Genomic DNA, 21268 nt, shown 5'->3' on the forward strand with positions numbered 1-21268 from the left:
ACACTCCTTATAAAATTTATTTTATTAATATTTCTATGAATCTTTCAAAAAATCATAGACCAACTGGCTTTGTATTGCTACTCCTATAGGTAAACTGTCCTCATCAATATCAAATAAACTTCCATGAGCCGGATTTACTATTCCTTTCTCTTCATTTCTAACCCCTAAATAATAAAAAACTGATGGCCTTTTTAAAGAAAAATATGCAAAGCTTTCTACTCCCATACTTGGTTTTTCTAATTCAATTATATTATCCTTTCCTATTATTTTAGAAGCACTATTTGATAATATATCTATCATTTTATCATCATTATACAAACAAGGATAGCTTTCTTCTATATTTATATCACATTTTCCTCTTAAAGATTCTGTAATACCTATAACTATTTCTTTTAATCTTCTTATTACATACTCTCTATGATTACTTTTCATAGTTCTTATAATCCCTGATATAATAACCTCTTCTGGAATTATATTTTGTGCTGTTCCTCCATTTATAGTTCCTATTGTTAAAACTGCTGGATCAGTAGGGGGAAGCTCTCTACTTATTATAGATTGCAAATTTACAACAATACTACTTGCTATAAAAACAGGATCTATAGTAGTATCTGGATGAGCACCATGCCCCCCTATACCTTTTATTGTTACTGTAAATGGATTTGATGCAGCATTTACTACACCTTTTTTTATACCTATTTTACCACACTTTATATTTTCATCTACATGAAGTCCTATTATTGCATCCACATAAGGATTCTCTAATGCATTTTCCTCTATCATAACTTTAGCTCCTCCAGTAGTTTCCTCTGCTGGTTCAAATAATAATTTAACATTACCATTTAATTTGTCTTTAATATTATTTAATAATAATGTAGTACCCATAAGTATAGTAGTATGAGCATCGTGTCCACAAGCATGCATTTTCCCTAAAATATTTGAAGCGTAATCACACTTTTTATTATCCTTAAGAGGAAGGGCATCCATATCTGCCCTTATTGCTATAGTTCTTTTACCATTTCCTTTTATCAAAGCACATATCCCAGTCTTAGCCATATCTATGTACTCTATGTTATTATGTTTTAAAAACTTTTTTATTATTTGAGATGTTCTTATCTCCTCATAACCTAATTCGGGGTTCATATGAAAGTCTCTTCTACAATTAACTAACTGTGATTTTATTTCTATAGCTTTTTTATAAAAATCTATATTATTCATACTACTTCTCCCACCTTGCTTCTATTTTATCTCCCTCTTTAAGTTTGTCATTATATGAAGCTTTTTTACCGTTTAATTTTAAAATAAGATTTCCATGAACTTTTGTTAAATCAAAATGTATATAATTAAATATGTCTACAAATACATAGGATTTTTTACCCTTTAATACTATTTCATTCCCATTTACAATTATATTCATACTCTCTTTTTTAGTATTTTCTATTATCTGATTATCAATATTATCACTTAATAATTCTTTTTCTTTTATTTTATAAATCCTATCCCCTTCTCTTATTGTATATGTTTCATCTAACACTTTACCATCTAAATAGTAAATATATCCCCTGTCTTCACCAAAATACTTTATATATTCCCCTAAGGTTTGTACGTCTATTATGTCAACAGTGTCATCTTGTTTTATTTCATTTTCAATACTAACTATTTGATTATTTATTAATGCTACTGGTTCTAAGTTATGTATTATATCATTTAAATAAAAACTAATTGAATACAAATTTTTCACATAATCCATAATTTTAGGACATGCGTCCTTTCCATCCTTAGCAAAAGTAATCTCAATACTTTGTCCTTCTTTAACTTCTTTATCTATATTTACTTCTTTATTATCCAATAATATCTTTGCATTAGTCGCTAAAGAGCCAAAAGACACTCTTTTAATGCTATTTAATGTAAATTTAACATTTTTCCCATTTCTTGCAATTAACAATTTAGGATTAATCGCCCCTGAAAGCATAACATCCATAATTGTATGCTTATTGGAATTAAATAAGCTTATTACATTTCCATTTAAAAAAACATCAATAAAATCATGTCCTACTTTCTTTATTGATACAAGAGCAATACCTAAAACAGTTACACCTATGCTTCCAAGTGAGTTATTTTTACACACACAATTCACCACAGACTCTCTACCTTTTATAGCAATCTTCTGTTTAGGTATATTAAGTTTGTCTGCAATACAATCCTTTAATTCAGGTGTGTGTGCTCCACCACCAACTAAAAACACAGCATTAGGTGCCTTTCCTCCATTTAGTTCCATAACTTTATCTACTATTTCTTGGGAAATTTTTTCTATTATAGGTCTAATCATTTTTTTTATTTCCTCTGAAGTTATTTGATTTTCTATACCTAATACATCTACATATTTTATATTTTTTTCAGCAGGATACATTCTTTTAATAGATTCAGCAGTAGTAAAATCTACCAAACAATTTTGAGCTATATTCTCTGTAATTTCATCTCCGGCCTTTGAAACCATACCATATGCACTTATAGTATCTTTACTACTTATAGCTATATCCGATGTACCAGCTCCTATATCAACTAAAGCTAAATTAAGCAATCTTAAATTCTGTGGTATTGCAGCTTCCATTGCAGCTATGGGTTCTAATGTTAAACTTACAACCTTCAAAGCCACTTTTCCCATTACAGAGTAAATACTATCTACCACAGATCTAGGTAAAAATGTAGCAATAACCTCTGCAGAAATATTTTCACCTTTATGGGATATTAAATTACTAATAACATACCCATTTAAATAATAATTTATTACGCTATATCCTACACAATAAAGTTTTCCACCAGTTTCTTTATTAACTTTTTCCTCTGCAATTTTTACTGCAGTAAGTTCCAAACTTCTAACTAAATCTTTATCTATTTCATTATTATAATCAATGTTAATTTCAGATTTAGTTGAAATTGTCTTTAAAAATCTACCCGCAGCTGCTATAGAAACTTCTGTTAAAATAATATTTAAAGATTTCTCTAACTTTTCCTTAACTTTACTTACAGCACTAGCTACTAAATTTATATCATGTATTTGACCATCTACCATAGCTCTCTGCTCATGTTCAACATATACCTCTTCTATAACATAAAATTTTTTATCTTTTACAATTCCTACTGCTCCTATAATAGATCTAGTTCCTATATCTAATGCAAATATTATATCTTTAGGATTAATATTTGTGTTCTTCATGCTTCTACCTCTTTTTTATACAATTTAAAAGCTCATATTCTAAGAATATGAGCTTAATAAAATTATATAACATTATTTTCAAACATTCAACAAACTACTCCAATAACTTTAAAGTTCCGCAACTTTCATTCATATAAGGAAGGTTTTTTACTACCGCATATACATACTTAAACTTATTCTCTTCTTTTTCAGAAAACTTTTCTGTGGAAACCTCATTAAAATACAATATATTGCACCAAAAATCTACAAAGTCATCCTTACAAAGAAAGCAACTATTTTCCTTGTCTTTAATTAAAAACCCCTCTGTATGTTTTTCTAGTATCTCTATATCCCTCAATTCATCATTTTTAACAATATCTGAAACATCATCCCACATTTTTTTAAAAGATATCATATACTTCCCCTCCTAATTTAGTTATAAACATTATACTAAAACAAATATAGTATATCATAAATTGGTTTTGTGTCAATAAAACAAATAATTTTCTATTAATGTGCTATATTTTATATAGTATATGATGCTTAATTACTATTTTATTTATGTATAAGTTGATTTATTGTATTTTCCTTATCAAATTGTTGTTTTGCATTTTATCTATAGAAAATTCCCTTTTTATATTATCTTTGAATAATATAGTTATATATTCTTTGTCTATACTATTAACTACACCTTCACCAAAACATTCATAAAATATATTATCTCCAATATTAAAAGAGTTATTATATAAAGTTTTGTTTAAATTAGATTCAAGTAAAAATCTAGAAACCTTTCTTTGTGTTCCATCAACATATTTAGGAATAAAAATATTTAAATTTTCTATAGCTCTTGTAACAGCCACATAAAATAGTCTTCTTTCCTCTTCTAAAAATTTATTATTATCTGTGTATGGTATATTACCTTCATTACAATTAATAATAAATACCGTTTTAAACTCCATTCCTTTTACCCCATGCATAGTACTTAATATTAAAGAATCTTTTTTATTTTGTTTTTTCCTATGTTTAATTTTCTCTACATAATCTAAAAACTCCTCTATAGTTTTAAAATTTTTAATGCTCCTTTTCATCATCAAAATTATAGTTTCTATCTCTTCTTTATCTATTTTATATTTTGAAATATAAAACTTTATATAATCTACATAATTCAAATCATATAATATATAATCTATAATATTTTCAATCTTAATCTTATTTGCTCTCTTTAATTTTTTTTCCATGACTTTTAAATTTTTAAATTGTAATAATGACAAATTTTTATTATAGATAATTTGAAAGCAACTTTCTTTTATTGGATAATTTATTAATTCGTTAATATAATGTCTATTTATAAATCTAAAGGGTTTATTAACAATATGATAAAAACTCCTTCTATCTTTATTATTCAGAGATAATTTTAAATAGCATAATATATCTTTACATACAAAATGTTCATATATATTAAATTCTTTTTCCATAATTTTAAAAGGAATTTTATTTTTTAATAAGTTATTTATAATTTTAACTTTCTCACTATTTCTTCTGTATAATATGGCTATATCACTATACTTACCTTTATTGCTATTTATCCATGAATTTATAAAATAACATATTTTATCCCCTTGTTCCTTCTCATCATTAGTAAATACAACTTTTATTTCCCCGGTAAAATTATTATTAGCCAGAATGGTTTTCTCATTTCTCAATTTGTTATTTTTTATAATTTTTTTAGCCATATTAACTATATTATTACTACTTCTATAATTAATGCATAAAAAAAGTTTTTTCCCATTTTTAAAATAATTATGAAAGTTTAACATGCATTTTGGATCAGATCCTCTAAATGAATAAATACACTGATCCTCATCCCCTACAGCAAATAAAGACCCTCCACTATTAAGCATTCTCACTACTTCTATTTGTGTTTTATCACAATCTTGAAATTCGTCTATTAGTATATATTTAATTTTATTTCTATACATATTAAGTATATTCTTATTTTGGGCAAAGAGTTCTTTACACTTAATTTGCAAATCATCAAAATCTAAAAGTCCATTATTATTTTTGTAATTTTCATAGTTTAAATAACACTCAAGTAATATCCTTTCACTGATTTTGACGTTTTCTAAAGAACTATTATTTTTATAAAATGAAATTTTACATAAAATGTCCTTTATATTGTCCTCTGATATATCCTCAATATATTTTTCAAGAGTATTCTTTACAACATTATAGCTCTCTTTATAACTAATTATATTTATATCTTTATTAGCTTTTCTTAAGATATTATAAAAGAAACTGTGGAAAGTACCAAAAAAAGGGGGCTCTTCTTTCGGCATAGCTTTAATAAATCTCTTCTTCATATTATCTGCTGCAGCCTTTGTATATGTAATTACTACAACATTATGTTTATTTATCTTCTTATTTTTAATAAGATAAATTAGTCTACTAATTATAATATGAGTTTTACCACTCCCTGGAGGCGCTATTATTAAAACATTATTATAATTTGTAGTAACTGCCTTCTTCTGATAAGAATCTAATTCCATATAAACATCTCCTTGCTTTATCCATTAAAGGTTTATATAATTTTATACATCGTAAACTGTAATGTATAAACTTGTAATAACTTAAACAAAGGTTTAAAATAGTTATAACTATTTTAATTATTAACAAAATTTATATATAAAAACATATAAGGAGAATTTAATATGGAATACATTAAGAATTTCGATGTAAGAAATAAAAGAAATCTTACTATGTTAGTTGATTTTTATGAACTAACCATGGGGAATGGTTACCTTCAAAATGATTTAGGAGATAGAATAGCTTATTTTGACATGTTTTTTAGAAGAGTTCCTGATGGAGGTGGATACTGCATAATGGCAGGTATTCAACAATTAATTGAATACCTTACATCCTTAGCATTCACTAAAGATGATGTGGAGTATTTAAGAAGTAAAAATATATTCTCTGAAGAATTTTTAAATTACTTAGAAAATTTTGAGTTCACCTGTGATGTTTGGGCTGTACCGGAAGGAAACCCTGTTTTCCCAAATGAACCCCTAGTAACTGTTAGAGGTCCAATTATTCAGGCTCAATTTATAGAAACTATGATCTTGCTTTCCATAAATCATCAAACTCTAATTGCAACTAAAGCAAACAGAATATGTAGAGCAGCCGATGGTCGTCCTGTTATGGAGTTTGGTTCAAGACGTGCCCAGGGTTACGATGGAGCCATTTATGGTGCCCGTGCCGCCATGATAGGTGGATGTAATTCAACTGCCTGCACAATAGCTGAGCAAATGTTTGGAGTACCTTCTGGTGGAACTATGGCCCATAGTTGGGTTCAGTTATTTTCTTCAGAATATGAGGCTTTTAAATCTTGGGCAAAAGTATATCCAGACAATTGTGTGCTTTTAATAGATACATATAATGTTTTAAAATCAGGTTTACCTAATGCAATAAAAACTTTTGATGAAATTTTAAAACCCATGGGACATAAGCCTAAAGCTATTAGAATAGATAGCGGTGATATCACTTATCTTTCAAGAAAATGTAGAGAAATTTTAGACGACGCAGGATACTCAGATGTTGATATTATTGTATCCAATTCATTAGATGAGTACATAATAAGATCTGTATTACGTCAAGGAGCAAAAATTGATAGTTTTGGAGTAGGTGAAAGATTAATAACTGCACGTTCTGAACCAGTTTTCGGTGGTGTATATAAATTAGTTGCAATAGAACATCATAACGAAATAATACCCAAAATAAAAATAAGTGAAAATGAAGAGAAAATTACAAACCCTGGGTTTAAAAAAGTTTATAGAATCTTTGATAAAAAAACTAACAATGCCATAGCAGACCTATTAACTTTAAATAATGAAATTGTAGACGAAAATAAACCACTAGTACTTTTTGATCCTATTTTTACATGGAAAAAGAAAAAAATTAAAAATTTTTATGCTAAAGAACTAATGGTTAAAATATTCAATAAGGGAAATTTAATATATGATTGTCCTGATATAAATGAAATACGTGAAATAGTTGTAAAAGAAACTAATAAACTGTGGCATGAAGTCTTAAGATTTGAGAATCCTCATAACTATTATATAGACTTGTCAACAAAGCTATGGTCTTTAAAGCAAAACTTAATTACTAAATTCTCAAATATTTATGAAGAAAATGATTAATGTTTTAAATACAAGCCACGCATATATTTGTGTGGCTTGTCTAGTTACTATTTAAAGGTACTCTTTTTTCATCTCTAAATAATAGTTTTTTATAAAATTTAAATCTTTATACTCAGTATCAAACTCATCAAATTCTTCCATTCTCTCCAACTTCTGTTCTTGTAGTGTTTTAAAAGGACAAACTCCCTCATTTTCTTTAAAGTTATATAGTGCACAATCCGTAAAACATTCTACTTTCTTATCTCCACAAGATAAAAAAGGACAATCACACATAATTATCGCACCCTTTCCCAAGTTTTATTGACTATAATTATACATCAATCTTAATAAAAAATGAATACGTTTCGGGCAAATTAAATAAATATTCATAATATTTATTTAACACTATTCTATATAATATATTTAATAATTTTGGAAATACTATATATTACATATAATGGTGAGGTGATATAAATGTATATAACAAGTACTTCTTTATCTTATTTATTTTTAGCTGTAGGAATATTAAGCTTATTCTTCTTCATTTATTTTAAATTTATAATAGCAAAATCTGATAATCAAAAAATAGTTGGGACTATGAAAAATCCTGAAGTATGGAAAAATAGAAATTCAAAAATGATTTATATTTCTTTATTTTGGACTATCGTTTCCATAGGGATTTTTATATATTTAAAATTTTTCTATAACTTAGGCCTTATTTCAATAGTATTTTTAATTTCTTATATTGTGTTGTTATTAGCCTCCATTATTTTATTTTTTCCTAAAAATAAAGATTCTGAAAAAGGTAAGATTTAAATTATATCTTACCTTTAATTATCCCTATAAATGATTTAATTATAAAAGCAGTAATTCCCCATATAACATAGCCTTTGTACTGATAAAAATATTGATTTAATTTTCCACTGCTAAAATTATAATCCTTTCCACCTATTATCAAATGATACGGAAAGCTCTCCGGAAGCTCTTGCTTTAATTTCACTTCATAGCACTCTGGTTCATTAGTAATAAAAAATTCAAGTGGAACCTTAAATATATGATTTACTTCATCTTTATTAGGTATTATTTCTATTGATTTTAACTTACTTATAAAGGGGTATATAATTTTATTGTATGGTGTTACTAAATAATCCATCTCACCTATTACTTTTATATCACTTCTATCTAAATTTAATTCTTCCATACACTCCCTTATAGCACAATCTAAAGTACTTTCATTCTCTTCTATTCTACCTCCTGGTAAAGATATATCGCCTGGTTGATGGGATAAAGTAAGAGCTCTAACTTCGAATATAATAAATAGTTCCCCTTTTTCTCTAAGAAGAAAAATCATAACAGCACTTTTTTCATATTCTCCAATAAAATTTACCTTTCTTTCTTTAAATATTTTTTCTATATTATCTAACATAAATACACCACCATTTTAAACTAATAATATATATAATATTATTCTATTATATGATAATATTTATTAATGTTATATAGTATTTTTTAGTTTGTAAAAAACTTAAGTCCATGTTATACTTTATTAGGTAATTTAACTTATAAATCTACAAAAAACTATAGAAAATGGAGAGATGAAAATTGAAAAAGAAAAGCATTTCTTTAATCTTAAGCCTATTTATGAGTTTTTCTTTATGCAGTACTGTTCTCGCTTCTAATAGCAAGCAGCCTAGTATATATGGTAAGTCAGCGGTTACTATGGATATGGAAACTGGAGAACTTATTTACACTAAAGCTATAGACCAAAAATCTTATCCTGCAAGTACTACTAAGTTATTAACGGCCCTTATACTTGCTGAAAACAAAGGTAAAGATGATGATCTTAAATACACAAAAGATGCAAAAAACCAGCCTGAGTATTCCCTTAATAAAAATCTACATCCTATCCAAATTGGAGAAACCATGACCGGTGAAGATGTTATGGATGGATTGCTTTTATACTCTGGTAATGATATTGCCTATGTAATTGCAGATAATATTGCTGGAAACGCAACCAATTTTGCAAAGATAATGAATGATAAGCTATCAAAATTAGGGTTGAAAAATTCAAACTTTGTTACACCTAATGGTCTGCATAATCCTAATCATTATACAACGGCTTATGATTTAACAGTAATTGGACGAGCAGCCTTTCAAAATCCATGGGTAAAAGAATCTATGGAAAAACAAACAAGTACAATAAAAACTTCAAATGGAACCACTATGATAATTGAAAACAGAAATCAACTTTTAGGTAAAGATGGCTGTATAGGTGGAAAGACAGGTTATACCGCTAGTGCTGGTAGATGTCTGGTTGCCATGTTCGAAAGAAATGGTAGAAAAATGATTGGAGTAGTTATGAACTCAGTTTATGATAGAGATGATTCTTTTGTCTTTAACGATATGAAAAAAATAATAGACTGGAGTTATGATGCAGAAAAAAAACTACTTTATAAAAAAGATTCTGTAATTAAAACTGAACGCTTATCATATAAACCACTAGTATTTTTTGGACCTGAAAAAACTATAGAGGTTCCATTAGTCGTTAAAGAGGATGTTACATATTATGATAATGATGTAAATAAATCTAATACTAAAAAAGATTTTAAATTAGATAAACTTAATATATGGAAGTTAAACAATGATAAAAGCATAGGAACTTTAACATTAAAAGAAAAAGAAGCAAAAAAAGAATTCAAAATATATACAACTGTTTCTAAAGGAACTATATTAAAAAGTAATCTTCTATTATATATTGGTTCTCTAGTAATATTAATTGTTATTATATCTGCAATTATAATAATAATTAAAGCCATAATATCAAGAAAAAATAGAAATAAACGCTCTAAATATATATAAAAAGCTTTGGCTATGCCAAAGCTTTTTCATTTAATCCAAATTATATTATTTTAATATGTGTTCTTTAAACTTTCCGTTTTCGTAGAACAACTCACCATCTGCATAAATCTTCCCATTTTGTCGCATATCACATAGCATATCCCAATGAAGAGATGATTTATTTTTTCCTCCTGCTTCAGGCATAGAATCCCCTAAAGCCATATGAATAGTTCCACCTATTTTCTCATCAAATAACATATTTTTAGTAAACTTTTTTATTCCATAATTTGTTCCAATAGCCACTTCACCAAAAAAACAAGAACCTTCATCTGTAGAAATCAATGATTTTAGTAAATCTTCCCCCTTTTTAGCCGTAGCTTCTATGACTTTTCCATTTTTTATTATAAGTTTAATTCCTTCTATTTCTTTTCCTACATATATACCTGGAAAACTAAAAGTTATTACTCCATTTATCCCATCTTCTACTGGTGATGTAAATATTTCACCATCAGGGAAATTTACTTTACCATCACAATTTATCCATTTTCTTCCTTTAATATTAACCTTTATATCAGTTTCTTTAGATATTATATGCAATTCATTTTTATTATCTAAATATTTTATCCATTTTTCCTGTTCCTGACTTATTTTTTTCCATTCTTCTATAGGATTTTCTTTATCTAAAAGACCCGCTGAATAAACAAACTCCTCATACTCTGATAAGCTCATATTTGCTTCTTGAGCATCTGCATATGTAGGAAATTGAGTTCCACACCATCTTAATGTACCATTCCCCATCTTTTCAGAATACACCTTTCTCCACGCAGTGGCTCCTTTAAATGAAGCTTTAATTTTATCAGAATCTATATTAGCATTAGTTCTAGTATTTTTAGTGCCCCAAGCAGTTAACCATACATCTGCTTTTTCTAAAGCCTTTTTTTGAATATATAAATCATTTTCTAACTGCTGTTTAGATGAATATTTTAATCTAATATGTTCTACTTCATGAGAATCTATTAGAAACTCTACATGTGCTCCATTATTAACTGCTTCCTTAACAACCTCTTCCATCCATGGAATTGCTACATCTTCACTTTGTACTAAAACAAAATCCCCACATTTTATTTTAGTAGAATAATTTACTAAAAGTTTTGCTAATTTATTTAACCTTATATCTGGCATAATCCACCCCTCCGTTAATAGTTTAATATGAATATATTATACAACTTCATCACATTTATTTAAACTGAATTTTCCAGTAAAGCTTACTATAGATACTCCTAATATTATTATAAGACTTCCAACTACCTGAATAAACATAATTTTCTCATTCAAAAATAATTTTGCACTTAATAAACTAATAATAGGCTGAAGATTAATATATGTTGTTATACTAGTTGCTCCTAAGCTTTCTAAACAATAAATATAGAGAGCATAGGCTATACAAGAACAAATCAATGACAGATAAAGTATATTAATTATAGCCTTTGTTGATGGTATAGTTACTTTTAAAAATATTACTGAAGGAAATAAAAATATGCTTCCCCATATAGATTGATACGTAGTTATAGTTATACTCTTATAATTTCCTTTAAAACTAGTTGTTATAATCGTATAAATTACCCAACATAACGCAGCTCCTAAAGCCATTAAATCTCCTTTTGTTCCAGTAGAAAAAAGACTTAATTTCCCCTTAGATATAATTATTATAACTATACCTACCATACTTAAAATTGTCCCTGCTACTTTATATATAGTTAGTTTTTCCTTAAATAAAATCCTTTGAGTTATTAATGTAAATATTGGTATACTTGATATTAAAACTGCTACATTAGATGCAGATGTAAAATATACAGAATAATTTTCAAATAAAAAATATAATGCAACTCCTGTTAAACCACTTAGTGCAACCTTTATCTTATCCTCCTTTATTAACTTTTCTTCTGGGAATTTTCTTTTTAGTATAATAAATAATATTATAGAAGCTAAAAAGAACCTATAAAATGCAGCTTGTATAGGATTTACTTCATCTACTACCACCTTAATGCTTAAATAAGATATTCCCCATATAAACATCAATATTATAGCCAAAATATGAGGTTTTCTTTTGTTATTCATATAAAATACTCCTCTTTTAGTATAATTATCTATATTTGATATATTTTCTCCACTTTCCTTTATTATTTTAACATAAAAAGGAACATATATATACATAAATAATAAAAAGCCCCTTAAATTCCTAAGCTTTAAGAGGCTACTAATTTCACTTAATTGTACAAAATAAAAATATTTAATATACTCGCATGCTGTCATGACAAATAATTACTCAGTTCCCTTCTATTACTTAATATAAATTTTCCATTGTCTACCTTCCAATATTGTACATTACAACTTTCACAATGCATAAGTTCTACTAATTCCCCATGGCAAGTAAAAATAAAAATTTGATTTCTTTTAGACAATTCCTTAATTATATTTATAGTAGCTTTTAAATGCATTATATCAAAATTTACTAGTGAATCATCTAGTACAATAGGTAGAGGTTTAATATCTTTTATTCTACTTAATCTTACCGCTAAAAATAATTGCTCCTTTGTAGCAGTACTTAAAGTAATAGAACTTTCATTAATAGTTCCATTACTAAGCAAAGTTTTAAAGTCCATTTCCCTTAAATCATTGCTAGGTAATATCTTACTATATTCACCATTAGTTATATAAGAAAAAATTTCACTTGAACTTTGTAAAATAGTATTTTGAGCTCTGTTTATAAAGTCTTCATAAACATTTTCTAAAATAAATGCAGCGACTTTAGATACTGCATACCTTTCTGCCAGAGGTTTTAAATCTTTTCTATTTTCTATTATATCTTTTTGGATAGTTTCTAATCTTTTAGAATTTTCCATAGTATTTAATTTATATTTTATTTCTTGACTCCTTTCTTCTAAAAATTTTAATTTTTCTTCTGAGGTATCTAATCTATATTTTAGATTTTCATATTCAGAATTAATTTCAGATATATCAGTATATCTACTAAATATTTTTTCTATCTCAGTATAGGTATCCTTACCCTTTATGCTTTCTCTCCCAATTTCACTTTTAAAATTATTTTTTAAACTATATGATAGTTTTTCTTTATTTAACCTTATTTCATTTAAATTAGTATAAATTTGTATATTATCTATATATTCATATATAGTTTTTATATCCACTGTATGCTCTAAATATAAATACTCTTTTATAACCTTTTCAATTTTCTCCTTTTTAAATAAACATGAATTATATTTTTCTGCTATCTTTGAATAAACTGTTAACTTCTCTAGTTCATTAAATAATTTATCATAAGAAAGGCTTTTTATAAAATTTTTATTTTTATATATTTTATCTAACACACTCCCTATCTGATTTATTACAATATCTAAATCAGATTTTATATCATTTTCTCTACTAATGTTATAATTAAAAGTAGTTATACTTTTTTGCACTCCCTGTACAGATTCTAAATATCTTATTATTCCTTCCTTAGTAAAATTTTTATCCAATTTTAAATTTTCTTTATAAACAGAAAAAATTTTTTCTATTTTATTTTTTTTATTATTAATCTTTGAAAATTCAGTCTCCTTTTCTCTTATGGACCTATCTATATTATTTATAGTCTTCACTATATTAGATGTTTTTAACTTTAAATTACTAATTATAAAATAACAAATATATCCCATAATAAATAAAGTAAAAATCATATATATATATTTAAATTTCCCACCAAATTTATAGGTATTTATCAATGTTAAACATAACCAAATAAATAAAATAAGTAGAAATAATATTTTATCCATGTTATTTAATTCTATGTTATGATTCCCATTTTTATATAATAATAATTGTTTTTCATATTTTAGATTATTAATTTCTTTAGTTAAATTATTATAAGTAGTCTCTAAGGTTATAGATTCATCTATATTTGCTGCTAATTTATTTATACTCAAAAAATTACAATTTATAGACATTATTCCTTCTATATTTCCCTTTAAATTTGGATTCAAATTATTAATTTCTGCTATTATACTATTTTTTTCCTTACTATTGCTGCTCTTAATTAAAATATAATTTGTATATTTTTCTCTTAGTCCAGAAAGCTCTTTAAAATAATACTTAATAAATTTTATATTTTTAATTAGACTCTTCTTATCTATCGACTCCTCAATACTTTTAAAAGTGTCATTTATTTTTTCATATTCCTCTGTAATACTTATATAATCATTCTTTAAACTTTCCACTCTGTCTAAAGAATATTTTTTGTATTTATTAATAATAAAAACATTCTCTTCATTATTTAATATATTATTTAATTCTTTAAATTTTATATAATCTTCGTAAGTATTTTTAATCAATGATATTACCTTTATATCTCTTTTCAATAATTTTATAATACTTTTTTTTTCTAAAATATTAGAAGAAACCTCTGTTAACTTACTTTTAAGTTTTAAAAACTCCTGCCTTTCTTTCAATATATTATCTCTTAATAAAGCTAATTCTTTTATATTTTTACTATATGCTTTAAACATTTTAGTATCTGGATTACCCTGTTTACCTCCTACCTTTTCTGCATCCTTTCTTAATTCGCTTATTATAGCAGGTAATTTTACCACATCATTCAATCCAGCCCCTAATAACACAGACTGTAATTTTTCATCTTCTCCTAAAATTTGATTTAGTTCCTTTAAACTTATACAAAACAGTTGTTGATATGTATACCTATCTATTCCATATAAACTATCAGTTTTTGTATTTTCTTCTATATAAGGATTTTTATATCCCTCTACTTTAATATTATAAATATCAAGTTTATCTTTAATTGCAGCCTCTACATAATACTTAAACTTAGCATCTGGAAGATTGTCCCCCTTTAGAAAACCATAGGAAATATTTTTTAAAACATTAAACAATGTTGTTTTTCCTGCTCTATTTTTACCACCTATTATTACTATTTCTGGTGATAAATTATCTAATAAAGCATCGTTAAATATCCCAAAATCTCTAATATATAGTCTATCTATATACATTTAATCACTACCCTCTAAAAATTTACCTTCAATTGATTTAAAAGCTTTTTCTAGAATTAGTTTATAATCTTCTTCTGTTAATAAAAACCTATTTTCATGTACCATACCTAAGTTTTCTTGTGACCATATTTTCCCTAAACTCCTTTTTATTTCTTTTTTTAATTTCTCATTATAATGGCATAGGTTAAAAAAATATTCTATTTTCTTATAAATATTATGTTCTTTAAATTCTTTATACCTCTTCTTATTGCAACCTATTATGCATATATCCTCTATATATGCTTTTATATTCTTATTAAATAAATTATCATTTAAATTATCTTTAATGTATTTTTCAATATCCTCCTCCTTATCATTTAAAAATTCATTATCTATCCCATAAACTATTATTTTTAATATATAAATTTTGCTTATTTCATTTATAACCTTTATACCTTTTAACTCCCTATATTTTATACTATCTATATACATTTCAATTTTTATTAATAGTAGATTTTCAATATCAAATATATTCTCTATATTTTCATCCCATAAATTCAAGTTAAGTTTATTCCATATAACAGATGAAGTACACAAAAACTTTACTTTTGCTTTTAAATTCTCATCTACTTCTATTACATTTACTCCTTTTATCCCCTGATCTTTAAAATCAAATCCCTGAGGTGTACCACAATAAGAGATAACTCTTTCTTCATCCATTAATATATTAAACTTATGTATATGACCTAATGCCCAATAATTCACAGATTTTATTTTCTTTAAATCTGTTATAGAACAAGGAACATAGTTACTTTTAGATTCCTCCATTTGAGTATGTAACATGGATATATTGTATACACCATCTATTACTGCAAACTTTTCATACTCTTTAAATATTTTTCTATTTTCCATTACCCTTTCATAAGATTGTCCTATAATTCTACATACTAGCTTTGAATCTTTATAAAACTCTTTACATTCTGTTTTATCTGAACTAAATATATATAAATTTTCAGGATGAGAAAATAGATTCATCTTATGTTGAAAAGGATCATGGTTTCCACATACTATATATACTTTTATTGGATAAATACTTTTACAAACATCATAGAAGTATTTATCTACTAACACAGATCTACCATTACTATGAAAAACATCTCCTGAAATCAAAATAAAATCTATTTGATTTTTTATTGCATAACTAAATATATATTTTAAAGTATTATAAGGAGCTTTATTAAACTCTTCTTTATAATAACTTCCACAGGTGTGTAATACATTTCCTAAATGAATATCTGATGTATGTATAAACTTAAATTTTATCCCCATAAATCCTCCCGAATCATGTAAATAGTCCTTCCAAATAAATTATACCATATTTACTTAATATTTTTTATTAATTCTATTTTCTGCATACTAATGTATTTTTCTATGCTTATAGTGTTATAATCTAAATATATTAGATTTATATGGAGGGATATTCTATGCAAATTGAATTTTATGGAGCTGCTGGTTGCGTTACTGGTTCATGCCATTTACTAAAAATAAAAGGGAAAAATATATTATTAGATTGCGGATTATATCAAGGTAAAGATGAAAAAGAACGAGGAAATGAAACATTTAATTTTAACCCTAAAAATATACACTATGTAATACTATCACATGCTCACATAGATCACTGTGGTAGAATTCCATTACTATACAAACAAGGTTTTAAAGGAGATATTATTTGTACAGAAGGCACTAAAGATCTTTCTAATATAATGCTAAAAGACAGTGGTCATATCCAAGAAATGGATATAGAATGGAAAAACAGAAAAAGAATGCGCCTGGGTCAAAGTCCTTTGGAACCATTATATACCTCAAAACTCGCAGAACTTTCTACATATCTTTTTAAAGGATATCCTTATGATCAATGGATAGAGATTTTTGATGGATTTAAAATTAGATTTAGAGATGCGGGACATTTACTTGGATCTGCTATTGTAGAAATGGAAATAAAGGAATTTAAAGAAATAACCACATTAGTTTACTCTGGAGATCTTGGCAATAAAGGAGTACCATTATTAAAAGATCCTACCCCTATTAAAAAGGCAGATTATGTAATCATAGAAACCACTTATAGTAACAAATCTCATAAAAATCTAAATAATGATTTAGAAGAACTTGTTAATATAATAAAATCAACATTTAAAAAAGGTGGAAATGTAATAATACCTTCCTTTGCCGTAGGACGAACTCAAGAAGTATTATATGCTCTAAACCATTATGTAGAAAATGATATATTGAAAAACATAAAAGTATATGTAGATAGCCCCTTGGCCTCTGAATCAACAGAGATTTTTAAAAAATATAATAAATACTTTGACGAAGAAGCCTCTAAACTTATCCAAAATGGAGATAATCCATTACAATTTGACGGATTAATATTCACTAAGTCGCCAGAGGAATCTTCTAGAATTAATAAAATACAACAAGGTGCTATTGTATTATCAGCTAGTGGTATGTGCGAGGCTGGAAGGATTAAACACCATTTAAAACATAATCTTTGGCGAAAAGAGAGTTCAATAGTATTTGTAGGATATCAAGCTGAAGGTACACTTGGCCGCAAAATATTAGATGGTGATAAAAAAGTTAAATTATTCGGTGAAGAGATTGCAGTAAATGCTAAAATATTTAACCTTCAAGGTCTTTCTGGTCATGCAGATAAAGATGGCCTAATAAACTTTATAAAACAAATTGAAAATAAACCTAAAGCTATATTTCTTGTTCATGGAGAAAAAGAGAGTCAAGAAAATTTTAAAAAAATTTTAGATAGTGAAGGCTTTACATCCTTTATAATGAACTCTGGAGATAGTTTTACACCAGGTGAGGAAAATATCCATAAGAGTATTGTAAAAAATAAAATTTTTACTTTGTTAAATTCTATAGAAGATATAGACTCTTTAGATAAAGATATATTATTAAATAAAATAAAAGAAATACTATGAATAATATGTATACATCTGTATCCTATGGAAATTATATTATATAAATATATTTATACAATAATTTAACTTTTTTTATGGTTATTAAAAAAAATTTTACATAAACTTGACAGACAAAACACAGTATTATATCATAGAATTAACTTAGCCATGCCACCTTTCGTCCCTACAAGTGGATGAGAGGTTTTTATTTTATAGACTATAAAATCCATTTAGGATTAAAATAAATATATTTAGGAGTTGAATATTTATGAATGAAAAAACAATACGAACAAGATTTGCTCCAAGCCCAACTGGTTATATGCACGTTGGTAACTTGAGAACAGCACTCTATGCTTATTTAATTGCAAAACATGATAATGGAGATTTTATCTTAAGAATTGAAGACACAGATCAGGAAAGGCAAGTAGATGGGGCACTTGATGTAATATATAATACTATGAAGATAACTGGTCTTCAACACGACGAAGGTCCAGATGTAGGCGGAAATGTAGGTCCTTATATCCAAAGTCAAAGAAAAAATATATACTTAGATTATGCTAAAAAACTTATAGATAATGGTGAAGCATACTACTGTTTTTGTACAAAAGATAGACTAGATATGATAAGAAAAAATTCTGAAGCTTTAGGAAGACCTCATAAATATGACAAACACTGTTTTCATCTTTCAAAAGAAGAAATAGAAGAAAAAATAGCCTCAGGCATTCCATATGTTATAAGACAAAATAATCCTTCAACGGGTACTACCACTTTTGAAGATGAAATTTTCGGTAAAATAACTGTAGATAATTCAGAATTAGATGATATGGTACTTATAAAATCAGATGGATTCCCAACATATAACTTTGCTAATGTAGTAGACGACCATCTTATGGGTATAACCCATGTAGTTAGAGGTAGTGAATACTTATCCTCCTCTCCAAAATATAATAGACTATATGATGCTTTTGGATGGGATGTTCCAAAATACATACACTGTCCACCAATTATGAAGGACGCCCACCATAAATTAAGTAAGCGAAATGGAGATGCTTCTTTCGAGGACCTAATGGAAAAAGGATTTTTAAAAGAAGCTATTTTAAATTATATAGCATTATTAGGATGGAATCCTGGTTCTACTCAAGAAATATTCTCTCTTGAAGAACTTATAAAAAATTTCGATTATAAAAATATAAATAAAGCACCAGCTATTTTTGATATTACAAAATTAAAATGGATGAATGGCGAATATATAAGAATGCTTCCTATAGAAAAGTTTCATGAATTAGCATTACCATATTACAAAGAAACTTTAACAAAAAATATAGATTTAACAAAATTAAGTGAACTAATGCATACAAGAACAGAAATATTAAATGAAATACCTGAACAAATAGATTTTCTTGAAGCCTTACCAGAGTATTCTTCTGATATGTATATTCATAAAAAAATGAAAACTAACTATGAAAATTCATTAAAAAGCTTAGAAAAATCTCTTCCTATATTAGAGAATATATCTAACTGGTCCTTTGATACGGTTCATGACTCAATGATGGATCTTGCTAAAGAAATGGAAGTTAAAAATGGTATTGTGCTATGGCCACTTAGAACAGCTCTTTCAGGTAAACAATTCACTCCTGGTGGAGCATTCGAAATAGCAGATATATTAGGAAAAGAAGAATCTTTAAAAAGAGTTAAAATAGGTATTGATAAATTAAAACAAGTTCAATAAATAAAAAGTTGCTATATTTATTATATAGCAACTTTTTATTTTAAATCTTATACATAAAATAAGATATTTTATCCTTTGTTGAAGTTTGAAAATCTATATTCCTTTGATGATAAGCATTTCCGTATTCATTTCCTTGATTATCACATATATATGCATAATTATAGTCCTCTTCGTTAACCCAATTCATAAAAGTATATGCATGTGTTGGTCCGTACCCATAGGATATAGTAAAACAAATATCTCCAGGTGCCAGTTCAGATAAATCTGTTGAAGTACTCCATCCTCTGTTTTTTAACTCCTTAGTTAATGTTACTGTATTACATACTTGTTCGTCTAAGTCTTTAAGACCTGCACGTCTCAATGCTTCACTAGCAAAATAAACACATGTATTACTTGGATCACCACCATGCAACTCTATTGCTCTTTTCATTGTAAATTGTCTATTATTATTATCCATAAGATAATTACATAAGTTTTTTTGTAGTTTTGAGTGAGGCGTAGTATTTTGTTTTTTTAATTCCTTTATATTCAAATTTAAAACCACATCTTTTTTGTAGCCATTTACTAAACCAGTGTAAACATGTTTGCCTGGTACATCCGTAGTTTGTACACTTTCCTTCCAAAATACATCCAAATTTTTTATTTTACCATCAGACATAACTGCCTTAACTGTGTAAGGTAATATAAAACTCTCGTATTGATTAATATTCACGTTTATATCTTCAATATACTTAATATATAAATCTTTATTTTCCTCTGCTTCTTTTGAATTGCTATCTAATTCTTCTTTTTTATTCAATACAACATTAAAATTTAATTGAATAGACCTTTTTAAATGTTTTCCTACTTTTGATGTAACATCACTATTAACAATAAGACAATATGTACCATCCTTTAAATTTTTAGGTTTAATAATAGTTACTGTATCATTTTCCTCTAAAAATATATCTAATACCATATCTTTTTTACTCTCTGTATCAATAATTTTAATATTATTTTTTAGTGATTCCATTTCCATAGACTGATTAAATCTTATTTTCCAAACCTTATCAGCTTGTACATCTTTTCCATATTCTCTTTCATCAATGTTTACACTTACTGCATTTCCTAATGAAGCCATTTTTTCACTGGCTAAAACCATTTCACACTTGCTTCCTAATAAACTAAAAAAAACAAATAAAAATACAACCAATTTTTTAATCCAATTTTTCATTATATATTAATACCTCCATTTTATTTTTTATCAAATATATTTGTAAACTATTTACTTTCAATTAAAATACATAAAAAACATCCCAAAAGTTATTTTAACACTTTTGGGATAAATT

General features: G+C 26.4%; 16 protein-coding genes. 5 read left to right on the forward strand and 11 right to left on the reverse strand.

Annotated features, from left to right (window positions below; translation table 11 throughout):
* Positions 1–33: 33 nt before the first annotated feature.
* The 4 genes from EJL03_RS10025 to EJL03_RS10040 all read right to left on the reverse strand — a co-directional run bounded on the left by EJL03_RS10025 (position 34) and on the right by EJL03_RS10040 (position 5739).
* Positions 34–1215: a M20 metallopeptidase family protein gene (locus tag EJL03_RS10025; protein WP_125153841.1), complete on the reverse strand. Its 1182-nt coding sequence runs from the start codon at positions 1213–1215 to the stop codon at positions 34–36.
* Position 1216: 1 nt separating this feature from the next.
* Entirely contained in the window at positions 1217–3214 is a 1998-nt protein-coding gene (locus EJL03_RS10030) for a cell division protein FtsA (protein ID WP_125153842.1), read from the reverse strand.
* A gap of 94 nt (positions 3215–3308) precedes the next feature.
* Positions 3309–3608 (reverse strand): hypothetical protein, encoded by a 300-nt coding sequence (locus EJL03_RS10035; protein ID WP_125153843.1) that lies wholly within the window; start codon positions 3606–3608, stop codon positions 3309–3311.
* Positions 3609–3768: 160 nt separating this feature from the next.
* Complete coding sequence (locus tag EJL03_RS10040; RefSeq protein ID WP_125153844.1) at positions 3769–5739, reverse strand: ATP-dependent helicase; 1971 nt, start codon at positions 5737–5739, stop codon at positions 3769–3771.
* 162 nt (positions 5740–5901) lie between these two features.
* Between EJL03_RS10040 and EJL03_RS10045 the strand changes: the two genes are divergently transcribed.
* Positions 5902–7386, forward strand: a complete 1485-nt coding sequence (locus EJL03_RS10045) for a nicotinate phosphoribosyltransferase (protein ID WP_125153845.1) — start codon at positions 5902–5904, stop codon at positions 7384–7386.
* A gap of 51 nt (positions 7387–7437) precedes the next feature.
* Here EJL03_RS10045 and EJL03_RS10050 read toward each other — a convergent pair whose 3' ends face one another.
* The gene (locus tag EJL03_RS10050; RefSeq protein WP_125153846.1) at positions 7438–7659 is read right to left on the reverse strand and encodes a hypothetical protein; all 222 of its coding nucleotides are present in this window, start codon (positions 7657–7659) and stop codon (positions 7438–7440) included.
* A gap of 180 nt (positions 7660–7839) precedes the next feature.
* Here EJL03_RS10050 and EJL03_RS10055 point away from each other — a divergent pair, with 180 nt between their 5' ends.
* Entirely contained in the window at positions 7840–8181 is a 342-nt protein-coding gene (locus EJL03_RS10055; RefSeq protein WP_125153847.1) for a hypothetical protein, read from the forward strand.
* A gap of 1 nt (position 8182) precedes the next feature.
* Here the strand turns inward: EJL03_RS10055 and EJL03_RS10060 are convergent, their stop codons facing one another.
* The gene (locus EJL03_RS10060; RefSeq protein WP_125153848.1) at positions 8183–8791 is read right to left on the reverse strand and encodes an NUDIX hydrolase; all 609 of its coding nucleotides are present in this window, start codon (positions 8789–8791) and stop codon (positions 8183–8185) included.
* A gap of 176 nt (positions 8792–8967) precedes the next feature.
* Here EJL03_RS10060 and EJL03_RS10065 point away from each other — a divergent pair, with 176 nt between their 5' ends.
* A complete protein-coding gene (locus tag EJL03_RS10065) occupies positions 8968–10224 on the forward strand; it encodes a D-alanyl-D-alanine carboxypeptidase family protein (protein WP_206427360.1) in 1257 nt (418 codons plus the stop codon).
* 45 nt (positions 10225–10269) lie between these two features.
* On the opposite strand, the gene EJL03_RS10070 is transcribed toward EJL03_RS10065, so the two are convergent.
* The 4 genes from EJL03_RS10070 to EJL03_RS10085 all read right to left on the reverse strand — a co-directional run bounded on the left by EJL03_RS10070 (position 10270) and on the right by EJL03_RS10085 (position 16571).
* Positions 10270–11385, reverse strand: coding sequence for an aminopeptidase (locus tag EJL03_RS10070; RefSeq protein WP_125153849.1), 1116 nt, complete (start codon positions 11383–11385; stop codon positions 10270–10272).
* A 36-nt stretch (positions 11386–11421) separates the two neighbouring features.
* Positions 11422–12321 carry a DMT family transporter gene (locus tag EJL03_RS10075; protein ID WP_164509061.1) on the reverse strand — a complete coding sequence of 300 codons (900 nt, stop codon included), beginning with the start codon at positions 12319–12321 and terminating at the stop codon, positions 11422–11424.
* A 191-nt stretch (positions 12322–12512) separates the two neighbouring features.
* The gene (locus EJL03_RS10080) at positions 12513–15263 is read right to left on the reverse strand and encodes an AAA family ATPase (protein WP_125153851.1); all 2751 of its coding nucleotides are present in this window, start codon (positions 15261–15263) and stop codon (positions 12513–12515) included.
* On the reverse strand, positions 15264–16571 hold the full coding sequence (locus tag EJL03_RS10085; RefSeq protein WP_125153852.1) for a metallophosphoesterase family protein: 1308 nt from the start codon (positions 16569–16571) through the stop codon (positions 15264–15266). It abuts the gene before it with no gap.
* A 155-nt stretch (positions 16572–16726) separates the two neighbouring features.
* Between EJL03_RS10085 and EJL03_RS10090 the strand changes: the two genes are divergently transcribed.
* Positions 16727–18232, forward strand: a complete 1506-nt coding sequence (locus tag EJL03_RS10090; RefSeq protein ID WP_125153853.1) for an MBL fold metallo-hydrolase RNA specificity domain-containing protein — start codon at positions 16727–16729, stop codon at positions 18230–18232.
* A 247-nt stretch (positions 18233–18479) separates the two neighbouring features.
* Positions 18480–19940 carry a glutamate--tRNA ligase gene (gene gltX, locus EJL03_RS10095; protein WP_125153854.1) on the forward strand — a complete coding sequence of 487 codons (1461 nt, stop codon included), beginning with the start codon at positions 18480–18482 and terminating at the stop codon, positions 19938–19940.
* Positions 19941–19980: 40 nt separating this feature from the next.
* On the opposite strand, the gene EJL03_RS10100 is transcribed toward gltX, so the two are convergent.
* Positions 19981–21153 carry an Ig-like domain-containing protein gene (locus EJL03_RS10100; protein ID WP_125153855.1) on the reverse strand — a complete coding sequence of 391 codons (1173 nt, stop codon included), beginning with the start codon at positions 21151–21153 and terminating at the stop codon, positions 19981–19983.
* Between the last annotated feature and the right edge of the window lie 115 nt (positions 21154–21268).

Origin of the sequence: Clostridium rectalis, assembly GCF_900626095.1 — a bacterium.
Lineage (GTDB): Bacteria > Bacillota > Clostridia > Clostridiales > Clostridiaceae > Clostridium_AS > Clostridium_AS rectalis.